This is a genomic window from Streptomyces sp. S6, from assembly GCF_054880855.1.
In genome coordinates, this window is the sequence record NZ_JBTYMC010000009.1 from 19,142 (window position 1) to 42,903 (window position 23,762).

The 23,762-nt window shown below is 71.4% G+C and carries 15 protein-coding genes and 1 CRISPR repeat array; of the genes, 8 read left to right on the forward strand and 7 right to left on the reverse strand.

The window, feature by feature from the left end; translation table 11 throughout:
• Positions 1-11 precede the first annotated feature (11 nt).
• From ACVNF4_RS02535 to ACVNF4_RS02550, 4 genes are all read right to left on the reverse strand, one after another.
• On the reverse strand, positions 12-824 hold the full coding sequence (locus ACVNF4_RS02535) for a carbohydrate ABC transporter permease (RefSeq protein WP_461800968.1): 813 nt from the start codon (positions 822-824) through the stop codon (positions 12-14).
• Positions 821-1,762 carry a carbohydrate ABC transporter permease gene (locus tag ACVNF4_RS02540; protein WP_461800969.1) on the reverse strand — a complete coding sequence of 314 codons (942 nt, stop codon included), beginning with the start codon at positions 1,760-1,762 and terminating at the stop codon, positions 821-823. Before ACVNF4_RS02540 ends, ACVNF4_RS02535 begins: the two co-directional genes overlap by 4 nt.
• An 11-nt stretch (positions 1,763-1,773) precedes the next feature.
• A complete protein-coding gene (locus tag ACVNF4_RS02545; RefSeq protein WP_461800970.1) occupies positions 1,774-3,054 on the reverse strand; it encodes an ABC transporter substrate-binding protein in 1,281 nt (426 codons plus the stop codon).
• A gap of 161 nt (positions 3,055-3,215) precedes the next feature.
• Positions 3,216-4,262, reverse strand: a complete 1,047-nt coding sequence (locus tag ACVNF4_RS02550) for a LacI family DNA-binding transcriptional regulator (RefSeq protein ID WP_461800971.1) — start codon at positions 4,260-4,262, stop codon at positions 3,216-3,218.
• 107 nt (positions 4,263-4,369) lie between these two features.
• Between ACVNF4_RS02550 and ACVNF4_RS02555 the strand changes: the two genes are divergently transcribed.
• From ACVNF4_RS02555 to ACVNF4_RS02565, 3 genes are read left to right on the forward strand one after another with little or no spacing between them, the layout of a single operon-like run.
• Positions 4,370-6,496, forward strand: a complete 2,127-nt coding sequence (locus tag ACVNF4_RS02555; RefSeq protein ID WP_461800972.1) for an endo-beta-N-acetylglucosaminidase — start codon at positions 4,370-4,372, stop codon at positions 6,494-6,496.
• 10 nt (positions 6,497-6,506) lie between these two features.
• Positions 6,507-8,450: a beta-N-acetylhexosaminidase family protein gene (locus ACVNF4_RS02560; RefSeq protein WP_461800973.1), complete on the forward strand. Its 1,944-nt coding sequence runs from the start codon at positions 6,507-6,509 to the stop codon at positions 8,448-8,450.
• Positions 8,451-8,454: 4 nt separating this feature from the next.
• Positions 8,455-8,988: a hypothetical protein gene (locus ACVNF4_RS02565; RefSeq protein WP_461800974.1), complete on the forward strand. Its 534-nt coding sequence runs from the start codon at positions 8,455-8,457 to the stop codon at positions 8,986-8,988.
• An 83-nt stretch (positions 8,989-9,071) separates the two neighbouring features.
• On the opposite strand, the gene ACVNF4_RS02570 is transcribed toward ACVNF4_RS02565, so the two are convergent.
• Positions 9,072-10,076: a LacI family DNA-binding transcriptional regulator gene (locus ACVNF4_RS02570; protein WP_461800975.1), complete on the reverse strand. Its 1,005-nt coding sequence runs from the start codon at positions 10,074-10,076 to the stop codon at positions 9,072-9,074.
• A gap of 112 nt (positions 10,077-10,188) precedes the next feature.
• Between ACVNF4_RS02570 and ACVNF4_RS02575 the strand changes: the two genes are divergently transcribed.
• Complete coding sequence (locus tag ACVNF4_RS02575; RefSeq protein WP_461800976.1) at positions 10,189-11,358, forward strand: Gfo/Idh/MocA family protein; 1,170 nt, start codon at positions 10,189-10,191, stop codon at positions 11,356-11,358.
• Here ACVNF4_RS02575 and ACVNF4_RS02580 read toward each other — a convergent pair.
• Entirely contained in the window at positions 11,339-12,085 is a 747-nt protein-coding gene (locus ACVNF4_RS02580; protein WP_461800977.1) for an IclR family transcriptional regulator, read from the reverse strand. The two genes, ACVNF4_RS02575 and ACVNF4_RS02580, sit on opposite strands and share 20 nt — an antisense overlap.
• A 164-nt stretch (positions 12,086-12,249) precedes the next feature.
• On the opposite strand from ACVNF4_RS02580, the gene ACVNF4_RS02585 reads away from it, so the two are divergent.
• On the forward strand, positions 12,250-15,060 hold the full coding sequence (locus ACVNF4_RS02585) for an AfsR/SARP family transcriptional regulator (protein WP_461800978.1): 2,811 nt from the start codon (positions 12,250-12,252) through the stop codon (positions 15,058-15,060).
• Between the two features lie 20 nt (positions 15,061-15,080).
• Here the strand turns inward: ACVNF4_RS02585 and ACVNF4_RS02590 are convergent, their stop codons facing one another.
• Positions 15,081-15,281, reverse strand: a complete 201-nt coding sequence (locus tag ACVNF4_RS02590; RefSeq protein ID WP_461800979.1) for a hypothetical protein — start codon at positions 15,279-15,281, stop codon at positions 15,081-15,083.
• Between the two features lie 1,079 nt (positions 15,282-16,360).
• A CRISPR array of direct repeats spans positions 16,361-17,185; the repeat unit is 29 nt; unit sequence GTGGTCCCCGCGCATGCGGGGGTGTTCCC.
• A gap of 785 nt (positions 17,186-17,970) precedes the next feature.
• On the opposite strand from ACVNF4_RS02590, the gene ACVNF4_RS02595 reads away from it, so the two are divergent.
• The 3 genes from ACVNF4_RS02595 to casB all read left to right on the forward strand — a co-directional run bounded on the left by ACVNF4_RS02595 (position 17,971) and on the right by casB (position 23,748).
• On the forward strand, positions 17,971-18,162 hold the full coding sequence (locus ACVNF4_RS02595) for a hypothetical protein (protein ID WP_461800980.1): 192 nt from the start codon (positions 17,971-17,973) through the stop codon (positions 18,160-18,162).
• 115 nt (positions 18,163-18,277) lie between these two features.
• Positions 18,278-22,963: a type I-E CRISPR-associated protein Cse1/CasA gene (casA, locus tag ACVNF4_RS02600; protein WP_461800981.1), complete on the forward strand. Its 4,686-nt coding sequence runs from the start codon at positions 18,278-18,280 to the stop codon at positions 22,961-22,963.
• Positions 22,960-23,748 carry a type I-E CRISPR-associated protein Cse2/CasB gene (casB, locus tag ACVNF4_RS02605; RefSeq protein ID WP_461800982.1) on the forward strand — a complete coding sequence of 263 codons (789 nt, stop codon included), beginning with the start codon at positions 22,960-22,962 and terminating at the stop codon, positions 23,746-23,748. The genes casA and casB overlap by 4 nt, the downstream gene beginning before the upstream one ends.
• Positions 23,749-23,762 lie beyond the last annotated feature (14 nt).

Consider the following 23,762-nt stretch of genomic DNA (forward strand, 5'->3'; position numbering starts at 1 on the left):
CGTGCAGGTGCTCACCCCTTGACTCCCCCTTCCTCGACTCCCCGGAAGAAGAACCGCTGGAGCCCGAAGAAGAACACCAGGACCGGCGCCACCGCGACGATCGTCCCGGCGGCCACCACCCGGGGGTTGTCGAAGAAGGTGCCCCGCAGCGCGTTCAGGCCGACGGTCAGCGTGTACTTGTCCTGGTCGGACAGGACGATCAGCGGCCACAGGAAGTCGTTCCACGACCCGACGAACGCGAAGATCGCGACGACGGCCATGGCGCCCTTCACCTGGGGCACGCAGATCAGCAGGAACCGTTTCCACACGTTGGCCCCGTCGATGACGGCCGCCTCCTCCAGCGCGAGCGGCAGCGCGAGGAACGCGTTGCGCATGAGCAGCACGTTCAGTGCCGCGACCGCCGTCGGCAGGGCCACCCCCAGCAGTGTGTTGTTCAGCCCCAGGGAGCGCATCAGCAGGAACTGCGCGACGATGACCGTCTCCCCGGGGACGAGCAGCGCGGCGACGAACACCGACAGCGCGGCGCCCCGCCCCCGGAACCGCAGCCTCGCCAGCGCGAACCCGGCGCAGGTCGCCCCGACGACGTTCGCGGCGACGGAGATCAGCGCCACGGTCACGGAGTTGAGCAGGTAGTCCGGTACCGGGACCCGGCGCACGACCTCCCGGTAGTTCCCGAACGTCGGATCGCTGGGCAGGAGCCTGGGCGGACGCGCGTACAGGTCGTCGCCCGCGCCTTTGAAGGACAGCGAGAGCTGCCACAGGAACGGGCCGACGAGGATCACGAGGACCAGTACGAGGACGGCGTACCGGGCGCCCCGCCTCACTCCGCGTCCCCGTCCCGGCGCTGCATACGCAACTGCACGAGCAGCAGCGTGAGCGTGATGACGAACATGACGACGCTGATCGCCGTCGCGTACCCGGTGTCCGCCGAGAGCCCCGTCCCCTCCCGCTGGATCAGCATGGTCATCGTGATGTCCTTGCCGCCCGTCCCGCCGGTGTTCCCGGACAGCACGTACACCTCGCTGAACACGCGGAACGCGGCCACCGACGACAGCACCCCGACCAGCGCCATCGTGGACCGCACCCCGGGGACCGTCACCGACAGGAACCTCCGCGCGGCGCCGGCCCCGTCGACGGACGCGGCGTCGTACAGGGCCGGCGGGATGTGGGCGAGGGCGGCCAGGTAGATCACCATGTAGTACCCCACCCCCGTCCACACGGTCACGAACATCGCGCTCACCAGCAGCAGCCAGCGGTCCGCGACGAACGGCACCGGCTCGGAGACCAACCGGGCCCAGGACAGCGCCTCGTTGACGAGTCCCCGGCTGTCGAGCAGGTTCGTCCAGATCAGTCCTACGGCGACGGCCGACATGACGACCGGGGTGTAGAAGGCGCTGCGGAACACGCCGATCAGCCGGCCCGGACGGCTCACGAGGGCCGCGAGGAGCAGCGGGAGCACGACCATGAACGGGACGACGCAGACGACGTACAGGGTCGAGTTGAGCAGCGCCGTCCAGAAGCGTGGATCGTCGCTCAGGCGGCGGTAGTTGTCGAGGCCGGTGAACCGTCCGCCGCGCACCATCGTCGCGTCGGTGAAGGACAGGACGACGGTGTTGAGGAAGGGAAAGAGGACGAAGACGGCGGTGACGGTGAGGCCGAGGGCGAGGAAGGCCCAGGGGGCGGACCGGCGACGGTGAGTGCGGCCGGCCACCCCGGTCGCGCCAACCGGCTTGCCGCTGACCGGGGTTGCGGCCTCCGTCATGACGGGTGCCGTCACGCCCGTCGCAGCTTCTCGTCGCAGAACGCGACCGTGTCGTCGAGGGCCTTCTTCGGTGACTTGTCGCCCTTGAGGGCGAGGGCGACCTGTTCGCGGAGTTCGTCGACCATCGCCTGGGAGAAGGCGGGCGGCCAGTGCACGACGGCCCTGCCGACCTGCGCGGCGGCCTCGACGCGGACGCGGCCCTCGTCGGTGCCGTCGTCCTTCGTGAAGTACGGGTCGTCCAGGGTGTGCACGGTCGCGGGGAAGACGGCCGCCTGGTGGGCGAAGGCGAGTTGGTTGGCCCTGTCCGTCGCGAACTTGGCGAAGGCGACGGCGGTGGCGGCGTCGCGGGTCTTCGAACTCACCGCGAGGGACTCGATGTACATGTTCGGGGCGGCGTTCGCGACGATGGGTCCGACGGCGACGCTCCGGTAGATGTCGGGGGCGTTCTTCTTGAAGTCGGCGAGGTTGTAGGCGCTGCCGGGGAGCCAGCCGAGCTGTCCCGCCTTGAACTTGTCGACCTCGCCGACCTGCTTCTCGTTGAGGATGTCCTCGGTGAGGGCGCCGGAGTCGTACATCTCCTTGTAGCGGGTGAGGAGTTCGACGCCTTTGGCGCTGTTGAAGGTGAACGCGGTGGCGTCCTTGTTCATCAACTGGACGCCGTAGGTGCCGAAGGTCTCGATCACCGGGGTGCGGCCGAGCATCGAGTAGGCGCCCTTCGCGGACGCCGCCATCTTGCCGGCCTGGGTGAAGAGCTGGTCGTAGGTCTTCGGGAGGTTCTTCGGGTCGAGGCCCGCCTTCGCCATCAGCTTCGTGTTGAAGAAGGAGGGGCCGGTGTTGAGGTAGAAGGGGTAGCCGTAGGTGCCGCCGTCGATGCCGGGCCAGGTCATGGCGTTCCAGGCGGCGGGCAGGAAGTCGGCCTTCGCCGCGGGGTCGGCCTTGGCGATGTCGAGGAGCATGCCGGCGCCGGCCAGGGTGTAGCCGGCCTCGGGGCCGAGGTCCATGACGTCGGGGAGGGTGCCCGCGGCGGCGTCGGCGGAGAGTTTCTGGGAGTAGCCGTCGGCGGGCTGGTCGATCCACTTCACCTTCGCGCCGGGGTGTTCCTTCTCGAAGGCGGCGACGAGGCCGGTGAAGTAGGCGGCGTAGTTGCCCTTGAGGTTCCAGGTCTGGAAGGTGATCGAACCGGTGGCCTTGCCGTTCACGGGGCCGTCGGTGCCGCCCCCGGAGTCGTCACCGCCTCCCACTCCGCACCCGGCCAGCATCAGGATCGCCCCTGCTGCCCACAGACGTCTCATCGTGAACTCCCTCGCGTCGGTCGGTCGGTTCGGCGAGTTCGTGTGCGATCGCCGTCCCGGGCGGGGCTGTTCGCAGCGTCAGGCGGGGGATGGCGAGAGCCGACACTAAGGCGCTTAAGTTGAGGGTGTCAACGGGTGGGGCGGGCGTTGCTGATGCTGCGTCAGTCTGCTTGATCTTGGCGGGAGTTGACGCCGAGCGTGCTGGCGCGGGCGACGAGGACGGGCACCAGGTCGGCGGGGGCCTGCATCGGCCGCCCGTCCAGGAGGCACAGCAGACGCCGGGCGACGTCCGCGCCGAAGCCGACGGCGTCGCGGCGCAGTGCGGTGAGCTGGGGGCGCAGGGCCGTGCAGACCGGGGTGTCCTCCCAGACGACGACCGCGATGTCTTCGGGGATGCGCAGGGCGTGGCGGCGGACGGCGTCGAGTCCGGCGACGGCGAGGACCTCGTTGTCGTAGATCAGCACCGTGGGGCGGGGTGCGGTGGTGAGCGCGGTCTCGGTGGCCCGTTCGCCGGCCGCCGCCGAGAAGTCGGTGGAGAGGGTGCGGCAGTGCTGGAAGCCCAGGTCACGGCCGGTACGTTCGAAGGATTCGATGCGCCGGTGCACGTGCAGCATGCCGGGCGTGCCGGACAGGTAGGCGACGCGGTCGTGGCCGCGTGCGCGCAGGTGGTCCATGACGGTGCGCATCGCGGCGGCGTCGTCGACGGGCACGGAGGGCAGGTGGCCGCCGGGGTCGGGGCCGCCCGCGACGATGCCGGGCAGGCCGAGCGCGGCGACGGCGGCCGGGCGCGGGTCGTCTCGCCGGAGGTCGACGAGGACGACGCCGTCGACTCTCCTCTCGTCGCGCCAGCGGCGACAGGTCGCGATCTCCTCCTCGACCGAGGCCACGACCTGGAACAGCAGGCCGTGGTGGCGGGCGCTCAGCACGGTCTGCATGCCGGTCATCAGGCGGTGGAAGAAGAGTTCGGTGCCGACGTCGCGAGGGTCGCGCGCGACGACGAACCCGACGGTGGACGAGCCTGCCCCGCTCAGCGCGCGGGCGGCCGGGTGCGGGGACCAGTCCAGCTCCTCGACGACCTCCAGGACCCGCCTGCGCGTGGCCTCCGAGACACCGGGCCTGCCGTTCAGCGCGAAGGAGGCGGCGGCCTCGGAGATCCCGCACCGCTCGGCGATGTCACGGAGGGTGGGACGGCGGCCCTCGGCACTCATGGGAACCCCGGTGATCGGATCCTGATGCGGCGTCAACTCCCTCTTGCGGGGCCAACTTTAGCGCTTTAGTGTCGGCTCTCGCCTCACCGAGGAGAGGGGACCCCCACATGCCCGTCGACGCGTCAGGCCCGCTCGAAAGACCCCTGCGGCGCCGCAGCTTCCTCCAAGCCGCCGGCGCCGGACTGCTGGCAAGCGCCGCCGCCCTCCCCGCGACAGCCGCGCAGGCGCAGTCCCTCGCGGCGGCGGGCTTCGGACCCGAACCTCCACTGATGCACGGCTACTCCGGGCCGCAGATCAAGGCGTGGAACCCGGACACCGACCGGCACGCCCGGTATCTGCGCTCCCGCGTCCCGCTCGCACCCCGGATCGGCGCCTTCGAGCCGACCCAGTCCCGCCGGGGCCTCGACCCCCGGCCCCGGCTCGCGGTCCTCGCCAACGACTACGTCCAGCCGAGCTGGGAGACCGAGGGCTATCCGTACGGCCCGGTCGCCGAGGCGTACGCCCTGCGTTTTTGGCAGTACCCCGACCTGTACGCGTCCTGGCACGGCCTGCCGCTGGACGGCCGCCACACCGAACCGAACCCGCCCTACGGCCTGTTGAACCTCCCGAACCCCGGCTACACGGACGCCGCGCACCGCAACGGCGTGCTCAGCCTGGGCTGTTGGTTCTGGCCGCGCCCCGAGAACTTCGCCGACATCGTCGAGAAGACCCCGCAGGGCACCTTCCCCCTCGCGGACCAACTCATCGCGATGGCCCGCTACTTCGGCTTCGACGGCTACTTCGTCAACCAGGAGGCCACCATCACGGCCGCCCAGGCGCGGCTGCTGATGGAGATGCTCGGCTATCTCGCGCGCAAGGCGCCGCCCGGCTTCCACGTCCAGTGGTACGACTCCCTCACGGTCGACGGCCGGATCTCCTACCAGAACGAGTTCAACTCGGTGAACTCGCCCTGGATCGTGAACGGCGGACAGCGCGTCAACAGCAGCGTGTTCCTCAACTACTGGTGGAGTTCGGCCCGGATCCAGGCGTCCCGCAGCCACGCCCTCTCGCTCGGCCTGGACCCGTTCGAGGTCGTGTACGCGGGCAGCGAGATCGGCATGTACCGCTTCGCCCAGCCCTACGACCCGCGCGCGATCTTCCCCGAGGGCGGTGAACCGCGCACCAGTTGGGCGTTCCTCGGCTCGGAGATGGTCTGGTACACGGTCGACGGCGACAAGACGACCCTCGCGAACCAGGCCCCCGTGTACGCCCGCGAGCGTCAGCTCTGGTCCGGGCCCGCCGAGGACCCCTCCCGCACCGGCCGCACCCGCCAGCCCGACAGCGGCCGTCCCCTCGACCCGGCGGGCTGGGACGGCACCGCCCACCACATCGTCGAGAAGTCCGCCATCGGCCGCCTGCCCTTCGTCACACGCTTCTGCACGGGCACCGGCGAACGGTTCTTCACCGACGGCGTCCAGACCGGCGACCGCCCCTGGTTCGACATCGGCAGCCAGGATCTCCTGCCGACCTGGCAGTGGTGGATCCGCGACGCGGCGAACGCCCCGAGCACCGCGATCCGCGCGGACTACGACCACACCACCGCGTACGACGCCGGCAACTCCCTGCGCCTGTCCGGCACTCTGGGCGCGTCCGCGTCGGCTGTCGTGCGCCTCTACAAGACCCGCCTGCCCCTCACCCCGGCGTCGACCGCCTCGCTGGTGCACCGGGGTTCGACCGGGACGGCGGCGCTTCGGCTCGGGCTCGTCCTCCAGGACGCGCCCGCCGACACGGTGTGGCTCGACGCCGGTCCCGTGGGCGCGAGTTGGTCCCGCTGGACGGCCGACCTCGCCGCGTGGGCGGGGCGGACCGTCGTCGCCGTCCACGTCTCCCTGCTGGCCGGGAGCGGTGGGGCCGCCGGGATCGCCGTCCATCTCGGGGAGCTGCGGATCGCGGACGCCGGTGCGGATCCGGTGCCGGGGCGGCCCGGCGGGTTCGCCGTCGAGCGGGCGGTGCGGGCCGGGGACACCGCGAGTGTCTATCTGACCTGGGATTTCGCGCCGGACGAGGTGGCCCGGTACGACATTTTCCGGCGCACCGCGTCGGGGCGGCGGTGGCTGGGGCGGACGTACGACGGGGCGTACTGCGTGTCGCCGCTGGCCCGGGAGGGCGACGGGGCGACGACGCGGCTGGAGCTGGAGGCGGTGTCCGTGACGGGGCGCCGCAGCCCGGCCGCGACGACCGAGCTGGCCTGGTGAGGGGGACGGCATGCAGTGGAGACACAGCGCACGGCTGGCTCTCGCCGCGCTCGTCCTGCCCTTTCTGCTCACCGCTCCCCCACCGGCCTCGGCGGCGGTCTCCCTGCCCGAAGTCACGCCTCGTCCGCAGCAGTTGGCGGCCAACGGTGACCCGCTGACCGTCCCGTCCCGGGTCCGTGTCCTCACCGCCGGGCAGCCGGACCGGCCCACCCGCGACCTCGTCGTGTCCGTCCTGCGTTCGGCGGGAGCGACCGAGATCGAGGAAAGTCCCCTTCCGGCGACGGGAGTCGAGGCCGGGGACCTGAGTGTGGTGATCGGCGGGGTCACGGACTCGCGGGTCACCGACGCGTTGCGGGCGGCGGGCGGTCGGCTGCCCTCCACCCCGCTGCCCGCCGAGGGGTACGCGCTCGCCTCCCGTGCCGCGCCCGGCGCCGGCGGTTCGGTGGTCCTCGCGGGCGCCGACGCGAGCGGCACGTACTACGCCGCCCAGACGCTGCGCCAACTCGTCACCGGTACGACGCTGGCGGCCGTCAGCGTCGTCGACCATCCGCTGATGCCGTTGCGCGGGGCGATCGAGGGGTTCTACGGCAGCCCGTGGACGCACGCGGAACGCATGGACCAACTCGCCTTCTACGGCGCGCTGAAGATGAACACGTATCTGTACGCGCCGAAGGACGACCCCTATCACCGTGAGCGCTGGCGGGATCCCTACCCCGCTCAACTCCTGGCCCAGCTCGGCGAGTTGGTCCGGCAGGCGGCCGACCATCACGTCCGTTTCACCTTCGCGCTCTCCCCCGGTGTCTCCATCTGCTACAGCTCCGCCGCCGACCGCGCGGCCCTGGAGGCCAAACTCCAGGCGGTGTACGACCTCGGGGTGCGGAGCTTCTCGGTCCCGCTGGACGACATCAGTTACACGCGGTGGAACTGCACGGCCGACCGGACCGCGTACGGGGCACCCTCACAGGCGTCGGCGGCGCGGGCGCAGGTGGAGTTGCTGAACCGGCTCCAGCGGACGTTCCTCGCGGCACGCGCGGGGACGTATCCGCTCCAGATGGTGCCGACGGAGTACGGCGACGTCACGGAGACCCCCTACAAACGGACGATCCGCGAGCAACTCGACTCCCGTGTCGAGGTGATGTGGACCGGCACCGACACCGTGCCGCCCCGCATCACCGTCCAGGACGCGTCCCGCGCGGCGGCCGTCTGGGGGCGCAAGGTGTTCCTCTGGGACAACTACCCCGTCAACGACTACGGCCAGGCCGAGGGCCGGCTCCTCCTCGCCCCCTACACCGCCCGCGAGTCCGGCCTGCACGCCCAGCTCTCCGGCCTCGTCCTCAACCCCATGAACCAGGCCGCCGCCAGCAAGGTCGCCCTCTTCGGCGGCGCCGACTTCGCCTGGAACGACGGGAGTTACGACGCGCGGCGGGCGTGGCGGGCAGCCGCCGGGTATCTGTCCGACGGCGACGCCTCGACGGTGGAGGCGCTGCTGGCGTTCTTCGACGTCGAGCACCTGGCGCCGACGTTCGGTTCGTCCCCCTGGCAGCCCCAGGCACCCGAACTCGCAGCGCGCTTCGCGGAGTTCCGCACGGCGTGGAACACCGGGTCGAAGGCCGCCGCCCTCAACTCCCTGCGCCCCTACGCCCAGTTGCTGTCCGCAACCCCGGCCCGTATCCGAACCGGCGTGACCGACCCGGCCTTCGTCGCCGACTGCACCCCCTGGCTGGACGCCCTCACCCTCTGGAGCGCCGCCCTCGAACGCACCCTCGACGCCCTCACCGCCCGCCTCTCGGGCGACGAGCCCGGCGCCCAACGCCTGTTCACGGAGACGTCCTCCCTCAGCACCCGCGCCGGCGCCATCCAGACGATCCCTGGCGAGACCCGCCCCCAGGGCCCGGTGCGCGTCGCGGACGGAGTCCTGGACACCTTCCTCACGGAGGCCCGGACGCTACGGTGACGGAATGGATCAAGCAGAGGCACTCCTCATCGGAGGACGCGCGGGAGTGGGCAAGACGACGGTCTCCTGGGAGATCTCGGCCCTCCTGCGCTCCGCCGAGGTCCCCCACGCCCTCATCGACGGCGACTTCATGAGCCAGGTGCACCCCGCCCCACCGGACGACCCCCACCTCGTGGACATCACGACCGCCAACCTCAAGGCCGTCTGGACCAACTACAGCCGCCTCGGCCACCGTCGCCTCATCTACGTCAACACGATGAGCGTCATGCCGGCCAGCACCGGCATCTTCGAACAGGCCCTCGCCCCCGACGTCCGCCTCATCCGCGTCCTCCTCACCGCCACCGACCCCACCACCCGCTCCCGCCTCGAACACCGCGAACAGGGCTCCGAACTGGAATCCGAGTGGACCAACAGCCGCCGCAAGGCCCGCCTGCTGGAGGAGGGGGTCCCGGCGGACACGGTCCGGGTGGCGACGGACGGGCGGTCGGTGGCGGAGATCGCGGGGGAGGTGGTGGGGGTGACGGGGTGGGGGGTGTGATGCGTGATGTACGCGGTGTGAGGTGTCGTATACGTGGCCTCTCCCATGTGATGTGTGAGGTGTCATACACCACCCCCTTCCCCTCACCCCGCCCGAGGCACCCCACTCGTCCCCCGCACCTCCAACACCGGCACCGTCAGCTCCACCCGCCCCGCCAGCCCCGGTTCCTCGATCCGCTCCAGCAGATGCCGGGCGGCCCGGCGCCCCACCTCCCGGCTGGAGTTGTCCACGGTCGTGAGCCACAGGTGCCGGAGCTGGGAGAGGGAGGTGTTGTCGTAGCCGACGAGGGACAGGTCCCCGGGGACGGACAGGCCGCTCTCCTCGGCGGCTGAGAGGGCGCCGACGCAGGTCACGTCGTTGACGGCGAAGACGGCGGTGGGGCGGAGGGGGTGGTGGAGGAGGCGGACGGTGGCCCGGTAGCCGCCCTCCTCGGTGAAGTCGCCCTGTTCGACGACGGCGGTGGCGTCGAGGCCGTGCTTGCGGACGGCCGTCTCGAAGCCGCGTCGGCGCAGTTCGCCGATGACGCCACGCCCGGCGATGTGCGCGAGGTGGCGGTGGCCGAGGGAGATGAGGTGTTCGGTGGCGAGGCGGGCGCCGTGTTCGTCGTCGCCGGCGATGACGTCGACGGTGGGGAGGGCGGGTTCGCGGGTGCCGGCGAGGACGGTGGGGACCGTGCTCGCGGCGGCTCGCAGGACGCCGGGGTCGGGCAGGGTGCCGACCGCGATCAGGCCGTCGACGCGGAGTTCGGTGAACGTCCGGGTGAGGTCCTCGCCGAGGCGGCGGTTGAGGTGGGCGTCCGCCAGGAGCATGCGCAGGCCGTGGTCGTGGAGGCGGGAGTTCAGGCCGTCGAGGAGGTCCACGAACCAGGGGTTGCGCAGGTCGTCGAGGAGGACGCCGACGGTGCGGGTGCGGCGTTCGCTGAGGCTGCGGGCGGCGGCGTTGGGGCGGTAGCCGAGTTCGTCGACGGCGGCGAGGACGGCGTCCCGTTTGTCGGGGCGGACCCCGTCGGATCCGCGCAGGACCAGCGAGACGAGCGACTTGGACACGCCCGCGCGTGCGGCGACGTCACGGATGGTCGGAGTCCTCATGTCGTGGACCGTTCCACAGCCGGGTTCTCGTTGTAAAGGCCCTTGACATCAGGGGTGCCGCTCCTCAGGGTGAGCGTGCACGTTCTGGAACGGTCCAAAGAGGGGCAGGCCCATGGTGAGTACGCTCGGTGTCGCCGTCGTCGGGTTCGGCTGGATGGGCCGGGTGCACACCCAGGCGTACACCCGACTCCCCCACCACTTCCCCCAGTTGGGCCTGCGTCCCGAGCTCGTCGCCGTCGCCGAGGAGGTGCCGGGGCGGGCCGAGGAGGCGGCGGAGCGGTACGGGTTCGCGGTCGCCACCCGGGACTGGCGGGACATCGCGGCCGACCCGCGCGTGGCGGCCGTCAGCATCACCGCGCCGAACTTCCTGCACCGGGAGATCGGGGTGGCGATGGCAAAGGCGGGCAAGCACATCTGGATCGAGAAGCCGGTGGGGCTGAGTGCCGAGGACGCCCGTGCGGTCGCCGGCGCCGTCGCCGAGGCCGGTGTGCGGGGCACGGTCGGGTTCAACTACCGCAACGCGCCGGCCGTCGTCCACGCCCGCGAGCTGATCGCCTCCGGTGCCGTCGGACACGTCACCCACGCGCGCGTGCGGCTCTTCAGCGACTACGCCGCCCACCCGGACGGTGCTCTGACCTGGCGGTTCGAGCGGGAGCGGGGCGGCAGCGGGGTCCTCGGGGACCTCGCCTCGCACGGCGTCGACCTGGCCCGCTTCCTGCTGGGCGACATCGCCTCCCTGACCGCCGACACGGCCGTCTTCGTCCCCGAGCGGGCCCGCCCCGCCGGCGCGACGGCGGGCCACACCCTCGCCTCCGGCGGCGAGCCGGGGCCGGTCGAGAACGAGGACTACGTCAGCTGTCTGCTCCGGTTCACCTCCGGCGCGCGCGGCGTCCTGGAGGCGTGCCGGGTCTCCGTCGGCGAGCAGAACACCTACGGCTTCGAGGTGCACGGCACGCAGGGCGCCGTCTTCTGGGACTTCCGCCGGATGAACGAACTCGGCGTCGGCGTCGGCACGTCGTACCAGGACCAGCCGGTCAGCACGGTGTACGTCGGCCCGGGGCACGGCGACTACGCGGCGTTCCAACCGGGCGCGGCGGGCGGCATGGGGTACGACGACCTGAAGGTGATCGAGGCGCACGCGTTCCTGCGTTCCATCGAGGAGGGCACGCCGTACGGGGCGACGCTGGAGGACGCCGTGCACAGCGCGACCGCTCTCGACGCGATGAGCCGCTCCGCCGCGTCGGGGGCGTGGGTGAGCCTCGTCAGTCGCTCTCCCGCCTGAGGCGTGCGCTGATGTGCGCGCCCGTCCGCCGGACGGCGTCGGCGACCCGCTCCAGCCGATGTGCGGGACCGGCGACGGCGAAGAGGGCCGCGACGGGGGTGTCGCCCGTGCAGTACAGGGGTGCTGCGACGCCGTGTGCGCCGGGTGCGAGGACGCCTCGGTCGAGCGCGAAGCCGCGTGCGCGGATCTCGCGCGCCTCCTGCGGCCAGGAGGCCGGTACCGGGCCGGGCGGGAAAGGGTGGCCGGGGTGTGCGGCGCACACCTTCCCGGCGGCGGTGTACCAGGGCCGAGGAGAGCGGTCCGTCGGCGTCCTCCCGTTCCCCGGGAACCACTCGATCAGCAGCGTCTGGTGCCGCCGCAGCACCGCCGTCCCCACGACGGTGCCCGTCAACTCGGCCAGCCTGCAAGCGGGTTCGGCCGCCGCCGCACGCAGCCCGGGGTGCGGCTGCCAGTCCTGGCCGAGCTGGAACATCCGCCAGCCGAGGCGGTATCCCCCGGAGTGACGTTCGACGGCGCCCAGGGCCGTCAGTTGTTCCAGCAGCCGGTGGGCCGTGGCCTTGGGCAGGCCGCTCTCGGCCGACAGCCGGGTCAGCCCGGCTCCCGGTGCGCGTTCCACCGCCGCCAGCAGAGCGAAGGCGCCCTCCAGGACGCCCCGCCCGGCGCCGTCCGCCGGTGTTCTCGCACCGTGTTCGATTCCGGCGCGTAGGGATACGCTGCTCCCGCTCATCGCTCCCCCTGCTCCCCGATTCCCGCGCGCCCGGCGGTGGTCGGACCTCCGGGGCACCGCCATGCTGGGGGACGAGGGTGGGTCGAGATGTTGTCGATAGGTTGTCGTGCCCCCGGCACAGCGGCCGTCCCGGTCGGTGCACGGGGGAGAGATCGAGGGGGCCGATGCCTCAGTTACGTTTGCTCGGACCGGTGGAACTGGCCACGCCGGAGGGGACGGACGAGGTCGGACCGCCGCAACGGCGTGCCGTGCTCGCGGTGTTGGCGGTGGACGTCGGACGGCCGGTGGCGCCCGACATGGTGATCCGGCGGGTGTGGGGCCCGAACTCCCCCGAGGGGGCCCGGCGTTCGGTGTACGCGCACGTCGCCCGGCTGCGCAGGCTGTGCGAGGGGACCGCGGGCCGGATCAGGGTGACGCGCCGGTCCGGGGGGTACGTCCTGGAGGCGGACAAGGACCGGATCGACGTCCACAGGTTCCGCCGACTGGTGGGCGAGGCGCGGGATCCCGGGCTGCCGGACGGCGTGCGGGCGCGACTGCTGGGCGAGGCGCTCGGGCTGTGGCGGGGTGAGCCGCTCAGCGGGCTGGACGGTCCGTGGGCGGTGCAGACGCGCGAGGCGTGGCGGCGGGAGCGCGTGGAGGCGACCGTCGCGTGGGCGCGGCTCCAACTGCCGGACGACCCGGCCGCGGCGATCGGCCCGCTGTCCGCGCTGCTGGACGAGCATCCGTTGACGGAGCCGCTGGCGGAGACGCTGATGCGGACGCTGTATGCGGCCGGGCGGGGTGCCGAGGCCCTGGAGTGCTACGCCGCCGTACGGCGTCGGCTGGCCGAGGAGTTGGGCACGGAGCCGGGTCCGGCGCTGCGGGCGGCCCATCAGGCGGTACTGCGGGGCGGGTTGCCCGTGCCGAGCGGTTCCCCGGCACCTCAGCGCCTGGTGCCCGCACAACTGCCGGTCGCGGTACGGGGGTTCACCGGCCGGGTGGAGGAACTCGCGCGGCTGGACGCGTTCTTGACGACGGCGTCGTCCGCGCCCGTGGTGATCTCGGCGGTGTCCGGCACGGCCGGGGTGGGCAAGACGTCGCTGGCCGTGCACTGGGGGCACCGGGTGCGGAAGTCGTTCCCCGACGGGCAGTTGTACGTGAACCTGCGCGGGTTCGACCCGGCCGGCTCGTCGCGGGACCCGGCGGAGGCGCTGCGCGGTTTCCTGGACGCCCTGGAGGTGCCCCCCGCCAGGATCCCGGCCGGTGTGGACGCGCAGGCGGCCCTGTACCGGAGTCTGCTCGCCGACCGGCGGATGCTCGTCGTGCTGGACAACGCCCGGGACGCCGACCAGGTCAGACCGCTGCTGCCCGGGGCGCCCGGCTGCGTCGTCCTCGTCACCAGCCGCAACCGGCTCACCAGCCTGGCGGCGGTGGAGGGCGCCCACATGTTCGCGATCGACGTGCTGTCCCCCGCCGAGGCGCGGTCCATGCTGGCCGACCGGCTCGGCGGGCCGAGGACGGCGACCGATCCCGCGGCCGTCGCCGAGATCACGGCCCGGTGTGCCGGGCTGCCCCTGGCGCTGGCCGTGGTGTCGGCTCGGGCCGCCGACCGGCCGAACCTGCCGCTGGCCGACCTCGCGGGCGAACTGCGCGACGGGAACAGCCGCCTCGACGCGCTCGACGCGGGTGATCACGCCACTCGGGTGCGTGCCGTCTTCTCCTGGTCCTACCGGGCCCTGAGCCCCGCCGCCGCCCGGCTGTTCCGGCTGCTCGGCCTGCATCCCGGGCCGGACATCTCCGCCGCGGCGGCGACGAGCCTGGCGGGTGAGCCCCCCGCGCCCACCCGCCTGCTGCTAGCCGAACTGACGACCGCCCATCTGCTGGCGGAGCCCGCCCCGGGCCGCTACTCGTTCCACGACCTGCTCCGCGCCTACGCCGGTGAGCTGGCCCGTGCCGAGGACGGCGAGGACGTCCGCCGGGAGGCGACGCACCGAGTGCTGGACCACTACCTGCACACCGCGCTGCGGGCGCAGCGCCTGCTGGGCCCGCCCGCCGACCGCGTCGAACCCGCGCCCGTCCGGCCCGGTGTCCGGCCCGAGGAGCCGGCCGGCCGGGACGCCGCCATGGCCTGGTTCACCGCCGATCACTCCGTGCTGTCCGCCGCTCTCCAGCAGGCCGCACGGGACGGATTCGACGGCCACGTCTGGCAGTTGGCCGCCGCGCTGAGCACGTACCACCAGCGCGCGGTCATGTGGGCCGAGTGGGCCGCCGCCCACACCGCAGCGCTGGCCGCCGCCGAGCGGCTGGGCGACCGGGCGGCGCAGGCGTGCGCGCTGCGCAACATCGCGAACGCGGAGTCGTCGCTCGGGCATCAGGTGGACGCCCGAGCGCGCCTCGACCGCGCGATGCGGCTGTACCGGGAGCTGGACGACCCGGCGGGCGAGGCCCACACGCACCTGGCGCTCGGCAGGGTGTCGACCCGTCAGGAGCGCCGCACCGAGGCGCTCGTCCACTCGCGGCGGGCGGTGGAGCTGTTCGGGGTGGCGGGGGAACGGGGGTGGCAGGGCATGGCGCTCAACAACGTCGGCTGGGACCACACGATGCTCGGCCGGCACCGGCAGGCCGTCGACCTCGGCCGGCAGGCGCTGGCCCTGCTGGAGGGAGCCGGCCATGCCTCCGGCGAGGCCCACACCTGGGACACCCTCGGCTACGCCCACCACCATCTCGGCGAGTACGCGCAGGCGGCGGCCTGTTACGAGCGGGCCGCCCGGCTCTTCCACGAGCTGGGCGACCGCTACTTCGAGGCGGACATCCTCGCGCACCTCGGCGACACCCTCCACGCCGCCCGGGACACCGGCTCGACGAAGAACGCCTGGACCCGTTCCCTGGCCCTCTTCGAGGAACTCGGCCACCCGGACGCCGCCGCCCTGCGCGACCGGCTCCGGCACCACCTGGGCAAGGACCCGGCCGCCGGCGCACTGCCCGCCCGCGACTGACGCTCCGCGGTCGACCCGCGTCAGAGCTTCGGCCCGTAGGTGCCGTTCCGGAAGGTGAAGACGGTCGGCTCGGCGTCGTACTCCTCGCGGAAGTACCCGCCGTGGCCGGGTTCCTCGACGTGGGGTGCGATCAGGTCGAGGATGGTGACCAGCTCGCCCAGCTCGTCGTCGAGCCAGTAATTACGGCTGAACAGGCCCCATGCCCAGAGCTCACGCCCCACCGCGAAACCACGGGACTGACGCCGCAGAGACGCGACGTCCCGTCCGGGCAGGTAGCCGTCCGGGTCTGGTGCCAGAACCGGGTACGCGTGCTCGGCAGGGTCGAGCCCGGCCGGGCGCTCGGCGCTCGGCGCTCAGGCCGAGGTGCCGGCGCAGGGCATCCAGCACCGTGTCGGGGGTGTCGTCCCGGAGGAAGCACGTGAAGACGACTTCGAAGTGGAGACTCACGGACCGCATTCTGTCCGGCGTGGCCGATGGCACGGGGGTTGCCGCCTTGCAGTCCGGGGTGATCGCGGTCGACCAGGATCTTCGGACGTCGGACGGTTCTGCCCACGTCGTAGCGGACGGCTGTCGGTTCCTTGTGAGCCGAGCGGCCTGACGGCGCCAAGCCGCGACGGTTTCGGCTCACGGGCCCGGCAGGGCGAGCTGGGGCGGAGATCCTGAACCCCGAGACCGACGGGGCGCTGATCTGCAACTTCACCAATGACTTAGGGCAAGTATCCGTTTCCGTCCCGCTTACGACCCACTCGATCCAGCTCGACCTTGAAGGCATGCCCATCAGCGGGCACACCCCACATAACGTTCACACTCGCTAATAACGCATGACGCAGACCGCAAGCCAGACAACGCCCGCCCCCGGACCGTAGCTTGTCAGTAGCAACTGAGGGTCTCGCAAGCTCCCCACCGATGGACGTCACGAGCATCAAGGGCACCCTGAGCTTCGCCGAGCAAATCGCCGGCCCTGACCGACAGATGGGCAGGACTCCCGTCCCCACAAGCCCGACAGGCAGTCCAAAGAGCCCCGCCGACAAGCCTCTACGCCGACGCTCCGCCACACATGAGACAGGCCTTGGGGCTCAACGGCAATCGATACGATGGACACCTTGACGCCGCGAAACCGATACACCCGATCCCCTTGCCCAATAGGCGCACCGAAACGCGGTGCATGACGCCGCACCACCGACACAAGCACCCCTTAATCACCATTTCGCCAGATTTCACCCTAATGGCCGAAACGTCCATTTCTCTAGAAGTAACGAAAACCGGCCCAGCGGCCAGATAAAGCCCCAGCTCACGCACCGTGGTCCCCGCGCATGCGGGGGTGTTCCCGTGTACTTGGGCCTCCCACAGCGGACGACGGGGTGGTCCCCGCGCATGCGGGGGTGTTCCCGCGTCCTCCGCCGCGACGATCTGGTTGAACCAGTGGTCCCCGCGCATGCGGGGGTGTTCCCCCACGGGAAGGCGCGCTCGGGCGGGGCGTTCGGGTGGTCCCCGCGCATGCGGGGGTGTTCCCGGCCGTCCGGCGGGACGGCCCCGGCATCTTCGGTGGTCCCCGCGCATGCGGGGGTGTTCCCTGCACGCTCAGCCGCGGTACGGGCGGGACGGTGTGGTCCCCGCGCATGCGGGGGTGTTTCACGACGCCGGTACTACGGGGACTCCCGTAGGGGGGTGGTCCCCGCGCATGCGGGGGTGTTCCGAAGGGCGCGAACGCCGTACGCGGCGGCCTCGCGTGGTCCCCGCGCATGCGGGGGTGTTCCCCTTCGCAGGCAGGTCGTGACCACGGGGCAGCTGTGGTCCCCGCGCATGCGGAGGTGTTCCCTGGCTGCGCGTGACGTTCGCCCCGCTGGTCGTGTGGTCCCCGCGCATGCAGGGGTGTTCCCGGTGCCCGGGTAGCGGGCCGATTCGGAGTCCAGTGGTCCCCGCGCATGCGGGGGTGTTCCCCGGGCCCACCACACCGGGGCCTCCACTTCCGCGTGGTCCCCGCGCATGCGGGGGTGTTCCCTGGGACCAGATCAAGTCGGCGACGGTCGCCGTGTGGTCCCCGCGCATGCGGGGGTGTTCTCCCGGGGGCGTGCGCCTCCGGGGTTGCGGCGTCGTGGTCCCCGCGCATGTGGGGGTGTTCCCTGTCCAGGGTGGGCGAAGCCCATCGCGAAGCGACGCCGCAGGCGCCCTTGCGGTCCCCGCGCATGCGGGGTGTTCCCGCGACTGACCTCGTGGAGCCATTCTTCGACGCGTGGTCCCCGCGCATGCGGGGGTGTTCCGCGGGCCACGTCGCCGGGGCCGCGCCCGGTCGGGTGGTCCCCGCGCATGCGGGCGTGTTCCCCGTCTCGGCAGGCCCTTCGTGGCGCCCCTCGTGTGGTCTCCGCGCATGCGGGGGTGTTCCCACGAACCCGAGCCCGACGAGACCGAGGAGCCTGTGGTCCCCGCGCATGCGGGGGTGTTCCCCGTCCCTTGTCCTGACTACGATCCACGGAAGAGTGGTCTCCGCGCATGCGGGGGTGTTCCCGAGGATGTCGTCCGCGACACCCTTGCGGAACTGTGGTCCCCGCGCATGCGGGGGTGTTCCCGGCACTTCCCCGCCCGCAGGTTGGGGACGCCGGTGGTCCCCACGCACGCGGGGGTGCCCCCTGGGGAACTTCCCTGCGAACGTGGTCCCCGCGTCTGCGGGGTTGGAGAAAGTCACTTCCCTCCAGGCTTCACTGCATCAGGGGAACTGGGGAACTTAGCCTGCGGAACTGCTTTCCGAGAACAGGAACCATCGCTGCTCTAAGGCATGTAGCGTGCCCCCACACCACCCAGGTGCGTCGGGGCGCAACAAAAGCAGGGCCGGCCTGTGCGCACCCCGCCAGAGGCTCAACACAGGTCCGGCCCACCTCAATTGATCGCAATCGAGACAAGGGAAGTCTACCGATGAGCTCGAACGACACACCCATCGAACCGTCCGGCCAGGCCCCGTTATCCGTCGTGGCCGGTCTCGGTGCAGCCGTGATCGCCGCCTGCCCGACAACCCCCTCCACGCACGCCCCGTGGACCTGGGTGACCGTCGTGGTCATCGTGGTCCTGTCCCTCCGGTCGAAGTCGTTGAAGCGGCACCTCGGCTGATTCCAGACCCCCTTGGGGTGGCCTTTCAGTCGCGATGGGACCGGCCTCTCCACCCCCTCGGAGGTCCCCTTTCATCCGAGGGGACCTCCACTCCGGCGTGCAGGAAATGGGAGCCATGCCTGAAGCAACTGCGGACCCAAACTCTCCGGATGCCCTGTTCCCCTGGGGGGACTTGTCTGCGGCCACCCGGTCGGCGTGGGCGAAGTCCGAGGTCAAGTCGGGTGGCTGGCTGCCTCTTTGGCGACACATGGCCGACAGCGGAGCAGTCGCAAGCCGTCTGTGGACGGAATGGCTACCCCGTTCGATCAAGGAACTGGTGGCAGAGGAACTCCCCGGCGGTGAGGACGATGCGGCTCGGCTCGTCCGGTTCCTGGCCAGTGTTCACGACGTGGGGAAATCCACCCCCGCCTTCGCCTGCCAGGTCGATGCGCTGGCCAACGCGATGCGCGACGCCCGGCTTGAGATGCCGCTGACCAAGGATCTCGGGCTGGATCGCCGGATCGCGCCTCACGGCCTAGCCGGGCAGCTGCTGCTCCAGGAGTGGATGGCCGAGCGCTTCGGCCTGAGAGGACGGACGTCCGGCCAGTTCGCGGTGGTGATCGGCGGCCACCACGGCACGTTCCCCGACCATGAGCAGATCCACGACCTCCAACTCCGCCCCCACCTGATCCGACACCCCGGACAGAGTGAAGAGGTGTGGCGGCGAGCCCAGTTCGAACTGATGGACGCGTGTGCGGCTGCGGCAAGTGTGACTGACAGGTTCCCGGCGTGGGGAGAGGTACGGCTGTCACAGCCCGCGCAGGTGGTACTTACGGCGGTGGTGATCCTCGCGGACTGGATCGCAAGTTCGCCCGAGTTGTTCCCCTACGACCCTGAGACATGGGCGCCGGTGGGACCGGCAGGTGAGCAGCGTCGACTGGCCGCCGCCTGGGCAGGGTTGGACCTCCTTCCAGCGTGGACACCGGAAGACCCCGCCCAACCGGCCGACGAGTTGTTCGGACAGCGGTTCACCCGGCTGAAGGGGAAGACCGTCCGGCCCGTCCAGACCGAGGCCGTCCGGATGGCCAGGGAGATGCCCGCGCCGGGGATGCTGGTGATCGAGGCGCCGATGGGGGAAGGGAAGACGGAGGCGGCGCTCGCGGCGGCGGAGATCCTGGCCGCGCGATCGGGTGCGGGCGGCGTCCTCGTGGCGCTGCCGACGCGGGCGACGGGGGACGCGATGTTCCCCCGTCTGCTGGCATGGCTGGGGAACCTCCCGGATCTCGACAGGACGGGGCACTCGGTCGCGCTCGCCCACGCCAAGGCCGCGCTCAACGACGTGTGGGCGGGCCTCCTACGCAAGGGCCGACGAACGATCGTCGCAGTCGACCCGGACTACCAGGAGAAAGAGGAACTCGCCCCCCAGGACCGGCATACCAAACCGGCCGGATTCCACGCCCACCAGTGGCTACGAGGCCGCAAGAAGCAACTGCTGGCCTCGTTCGTCGTGGGAACCATCGACCAGGTCCTGTTCGCCGGCCTGAAGAGCCGTCACCTGGTGCTCCGGCACCTGGCGGTGGCGGGCAAGGTCGTCGTGATCGACGAGGCGCACGCGTACGACGCCTACATGAGCCGTTATCTGGACCGCGTCCTGGAGTGGCTGGCGGCCTACCGGGTGCCGGTCGTCGTACTGTCGGCGACGCTGCCGTCGGACCGCAGGCGTGCACTCGTGGCCGCGTACACGGGTTCCCCCGACGACAACGGTGTGGAGACGGCCCCTGACGCCTACCCGTTGATCACGGCCGCGTCCCCAGGCCACCCGGTACTGACCGCGCGCCCTGCCGCCGCCTCGGGACGGAAAACCACCATCGTCGTGGAGCGCACGGACGACGACCCCTCGGGGCTGGCGGACCGCCTGGAACTCGAACTCACCTACGGCGGCTGTGTGTTGGTCGTACGGAACACGGTGGACCGAGTCCTGGAGACCGCCGACATCCTGCGCGCCCGTCTGGGCGACAAGGCGGTCACCGTCGCCCACTCCCGTTTCCTCGCGGCGGACCGCGCGGCCAACGACGCCGACTTGCTGCGCCTCTTCGGCCCGGACGACAGTCAACGGCCCGACCGGCATGTGGTAGTGGCCAGTCAGGTGGCCGAGCAGTCCCTCGACGTGGACTTCGATCTGCTGGTCACCGACCTGGCCCCGGTGGACCTGGTGTTGCAACGGATGGGCCGCCTGCACCGGCACACCCGCGACCGGCCACCCCGCCTGGCGCAGGCACGCTGTCTGATCACCGGCGTGGACTGGAAAGCCGCGAAGCCGGACGCGGGAACGATCGCCGTCTACCAGAGCGAGTACATCCTGTTGCGCTCACTGGAGGTACTCGCCCCGTTCCTCGACGGCGAAAAACTCGACCTCCCCACCGAAATCAGCCCGTTGGTGCAGTCCGCCTACCGTGAGCCCTCTCCTGAAGAGCAGCAGCGTCTGGCGGACGCCTACCGCGCTCACCGGCAACTGCTGGACGAGAAGCGGGAGAAGGCAGGCGCCTTCCTGCTGGACTCGGCGCGGCGGCCGGGCCGCCCGGTGTACGGGTGGCTGGCGGCCTCGGCCGGCGACGTGGACGACAGCCCCAAGGGCCGGGCCCAAGTCCGGGACAGCGACGAGACGTTGGAGGTCCTGGTCGTCCAGCGACAGGCCGACGGCCGGCTGACGACCGTCCCGTGGCTGTCCGACGACGAGGACGGAAAGCGGGGCGGTCTGGAGCTGCCCGTCGACTTCATGCCAAGTCCGCGCGCGTGCAAGGCGGTTGCGGCCAGCGCGCTCACGCTGCCGGGCCGCTTCAGCAAGCCGTACATGGCTGACCGAACCATCGCGGAACTTGAACGTTTCCTGGTCCCTGCCTGGCAGGTCAAGGAATGCCCTTGGCTGGCAGGGGAGTTGATTCTCGTTCTGGACCCGGATTGTCAGACCTCTCTGGCAGGCTTCGTTCTCACCTACAGCCGCGCGGACGGCCTGCGGGTGACGTCCGCCGACGCGATCACTGCGGACGGACAGGCGGGGACAAGGGAGGAAGAAGGTGGGGACGACGGGCAGTTGCCGAACGACCGACGGCTTAGCCAGAAACCCGAGAGGGTCACGGTGAGCAAAATGGTGAGCGAGAATCCGCCGGGGCCGCCCTCCTTCAACCTGGCCGTCGAGCCGTGGCTGCCGGTCCAGCGCACAGACGGCACAACCGCGCAGCTCTCCCTCCTGAAACTCTTCCAACAGGCGGATTCCGTACGCCGGTTGGTGGGCGATGTCCCGACGCAGGAGATCGCCCTCCTGCGGCTCCTGCTCGCCGTCCTGCATGACGCGTTGGACGGCCCGGCGGAGATCGAGGACTGGGAAGACCTCTGGCTGTCGGCGAACCCGTTCGCCACCGTCACGGACTATCTCACCCAACACCAGGACCTCTTCGACCTGTTCAACCCCAAGCGCCCCTTCTACCAGGTCGCCGGTCTGCACACCGCGAAGCACGAAGTCGCTCCGCTCAGCCGGATCGTCGCGGACGTCCCGGTCGGCGAGCAGTTCTTCACCATGCGCCGGCCGAGTGTCGAGGCGCTGTCGTACGCGGAAGCCGCCCGCTGGCTGGTGCACACGCACGCCTTCGACACGTCGGGCATCAAGTCCGCGATGGTCGGCGACGACAGGGGGAAGGCGGGCAAGGTCTACCCCCTCGGGGTCGGTTCGCTGGGCCATCTCGGCGGGGTGTTCGCCGAGGGAGCCACCTTCCGCGAGACGCTCCTGCTCAACCTGATCGCCCTGGAGGAGCCGGAGGCCGGTTTCGACGACCGGACGGTGAAGGACCTGCCGGTCTGGCGCCGTCCGGAGCCGCCGGGCCCCGGCGAGCGCGAGCGAGCCGCTCCCACCGGTCTCCGTGACCTCTACACATGGCAGTCCCGCCGCATCCGCCTGCACGCCGAGGCCGGCGCCGTGACCGGGGTGATCCTCGGCTACGGCGACCCCCTCGTGCTCGCCGCGCCGTGGAAGAGCGAGCCCATGTCGAGCTGGCGGCGCAGTGAGGTGCAGGAGAAGAAGCAGGGCCGTTCGCCGTTCTACACGCCGTTGCGGCACGATCCGAGCCGGGCGGCCTGGCGGGGTCTGGAGGCGCTGCTCCCGGCTCGCCGTCAGGCCGGCGACGACGGTCGGCGCGGTGAGGCCGAGCGGGTCGTGCGGGCGGGGGTGGCGCGCTGGTTCACGAGGGTGATCACCGCGAGCGAGATCCCGGCGGGCACGCTGGTGCGGCTGCGGCTGGTGGGTGCGGTGTACGGGACGCAGCAGTCGGTGGTGGACGAGATCACGGACGACTCCGTGGTTCTGCCGGTCGTCACCCTGCACGAGACGAACCAGTACTACGGCGCGGCGGCGGTCGACGCGGTGAGCGACGCGGAGCTGGCCGTGGTCGCCCTGGGGCATCTGGCGGCGAACCTGGCGCGCGCCGCTGGCACCGATCCGGTGACTCCCCAGGCGAGCGCCCGTGACCTGGGCTTCGGCACCCTGGACGGGCCCTACCGGGCCTGGCTGAAGGACCTGCTCGCCTTCCCCGACCTGGAGACGGCACGCCGCGAGTGGAAGACCACCGTCCATCGCCACATGCTGCGCCTCGGCCGGCAACTCCTCGACTCCGCCGGCCCCGCCGCCGACGAGGGCCGCCTCACCGACGTCCCTGGCCTCGGCGTCCGTCTGATGGACGCCGCGCGCGCCGACCAGTTCTTCCGCCTGCGCCTCCTCAAGGTCCTGGGCCCTCTTTCCGTCGAAGCCAAACGTCCGGAGAGCGATTCATGAGTACGACGACCCAGGCGGCCGAAGCCAAGGCCAAGGCAAGGACCAAGGACGAGCCCCGGTCCCTCGCCGAGGCAGCCGCCCGCAGCACTGTGGAGCGGTTGCAGGGCGGCTACCGCAGAGACGAAGCGGCAGCCGTGGCCGCCGTCGCCCGGCTACGCCGTGAAGCGGGCCGCGAACCCCACGCCTCCCCCACCAGCTGGGGACTCGACGACCTCGAAGCCCTCACCGAACTCCGCGCGAAACAGCGGGAGGAGAGCGACGACACCGCGCACTGGTTCGTCTCCCGCAAGCGCCGCGAGCGTGAGGCGCAGGAGGAGCGCGAGGACCGGGCGGTGCACTTGGCCGTGACCCTGTGGGCACTTCACCAGCAGTCGGTGCGCGACGAGGCGATGCACGTCCGAGGCTGGTCGCTGGGCCGCGCTGTGCGGCAGCTCGCCCAGGAGAAGGGTGCGGGGGACGACGCGCAGGAAGCCGTCGAGAACGCCAATTCCACCCTGCGCAAACGCTTCGTACGCATGGGCACCTCCTCCGACTTCGACGTCCTGAGCCGCCGCCTGCGGGAGATCGTGCTGCTGCTGCGCGAAGCCCGCATCCCCGTGGACTACGGACGGCTGGCCGACGAACTGGACCGCTGGCAGGACGACGCACGGCAGGCCGACGTCCGCCGCGCCTGGGGCCGCGAGTTCCACCGCGTGTATCGGACGGCCGCCTCCGAGGACGACGAGGAGGCCCCACAACTGCCCACCCCTGACGTCGACTTCGTGACTGACGACGCGGGCGAATGACCCCCAGCCGACCG

Excerpts from the sequence above, each read along its gene's own strand:
- ACVNF4_RS02540 (WP_461800969.1), bottom strand. The coding sequence starts at position 1,762 with ATGACGGAGGCCGCAACCCCGGTCAGCGGCAAGCCGGTTGGCGCGACC.
- ACVNF4_RS02545 (WP_461800970.1), bottom strand. The coding sequence starts at position 3,054 with ATGAGACGTCTGTGGGCAGCAGGGGCGATCCTGATGCTGGCCGGGTGC.
- ACVNF4_RS02550 (WP_461800971.1), bottom strand. The coding sequence starts at position 4,262 with ATGAGTGCCGAGGGCCGCCGTCCCACCCTCCGTGACATCGCCGAGCGG.
- ACVNF4_RS02555 (WP_461800972.1), top strand. The coding sequence starts at position 4,370 with ATGCCCGTCGACGCGTCAGGCCCGCTCGAAAGACCCCTGCGGCGCCGC.
- ACVNF4_RS02560 (WP_461800973.1), top strand. The coding sequence starts at position 6,507 with ATGCAGTGGAGACACAGCGCACGGCTGGCTCTCGCCGCGCTCGTCCTG.
- ACVNF4_RS02565 (WP_461800974.1), top strand. The coding sequence starts at position 8,455 with ATGGATCAAGCAGAGGCACTCCTCATCGGAGGACGCGCGGGAGTGGGC.
- ACVNF4_RS02570 (WP_461800975.1), bottom strand. The coding sequence starts at position 10,076 with ATGAGGACTCCGACCATCCGTGACGTCGCCGCACGCGCGGGCGTGTCC.
- ACVNF4_RS02575 (WP_461800976.1), top strand. The coding sequence starts at position 10,189 with ATGGTGAGTACGCTCGGTGTCGCCGTCGTCGGGTTCGGCTGGATGGGC.
- ACVNF4_RS02580 (WP_461800977.1), bottom strand. The coding sequence starts at position 12,085 with ATGAGCGGGAGCAGCGTATCCCTACGCGCCGGAATCGAACACGGTGCG.
- ACVNF4_RS02585 (WP_461800978.1), top strand. The coding sequence starts at position 12,250 with ATGCCTCAGTTACGTTTGCTCGGACCGGTGGAACTGGCCACGCCGGAG.
- ACVNF4_RS02595 (WP_461800980.1), top strand. The coding sequence starts at position 17,971 with ATGAGCTCGAACGACACACCCATCGAACCGTCCGGCCAGGCCCCGTTA.
- casA (WP_461800981.1), top strand. The coding sequence starts at position 18,278 with ATGCCTGAAGCAACTGCGGACCCAAACTCTCCGGATGCCCTGTTCCCC.
- casB (WP_461800982.1), top strand. The coding sequence starts at position 22,960 with ATGAGTACGACGACCCAGGCGGCCGAAGCCAAGGCCAAGGCAAGGACC.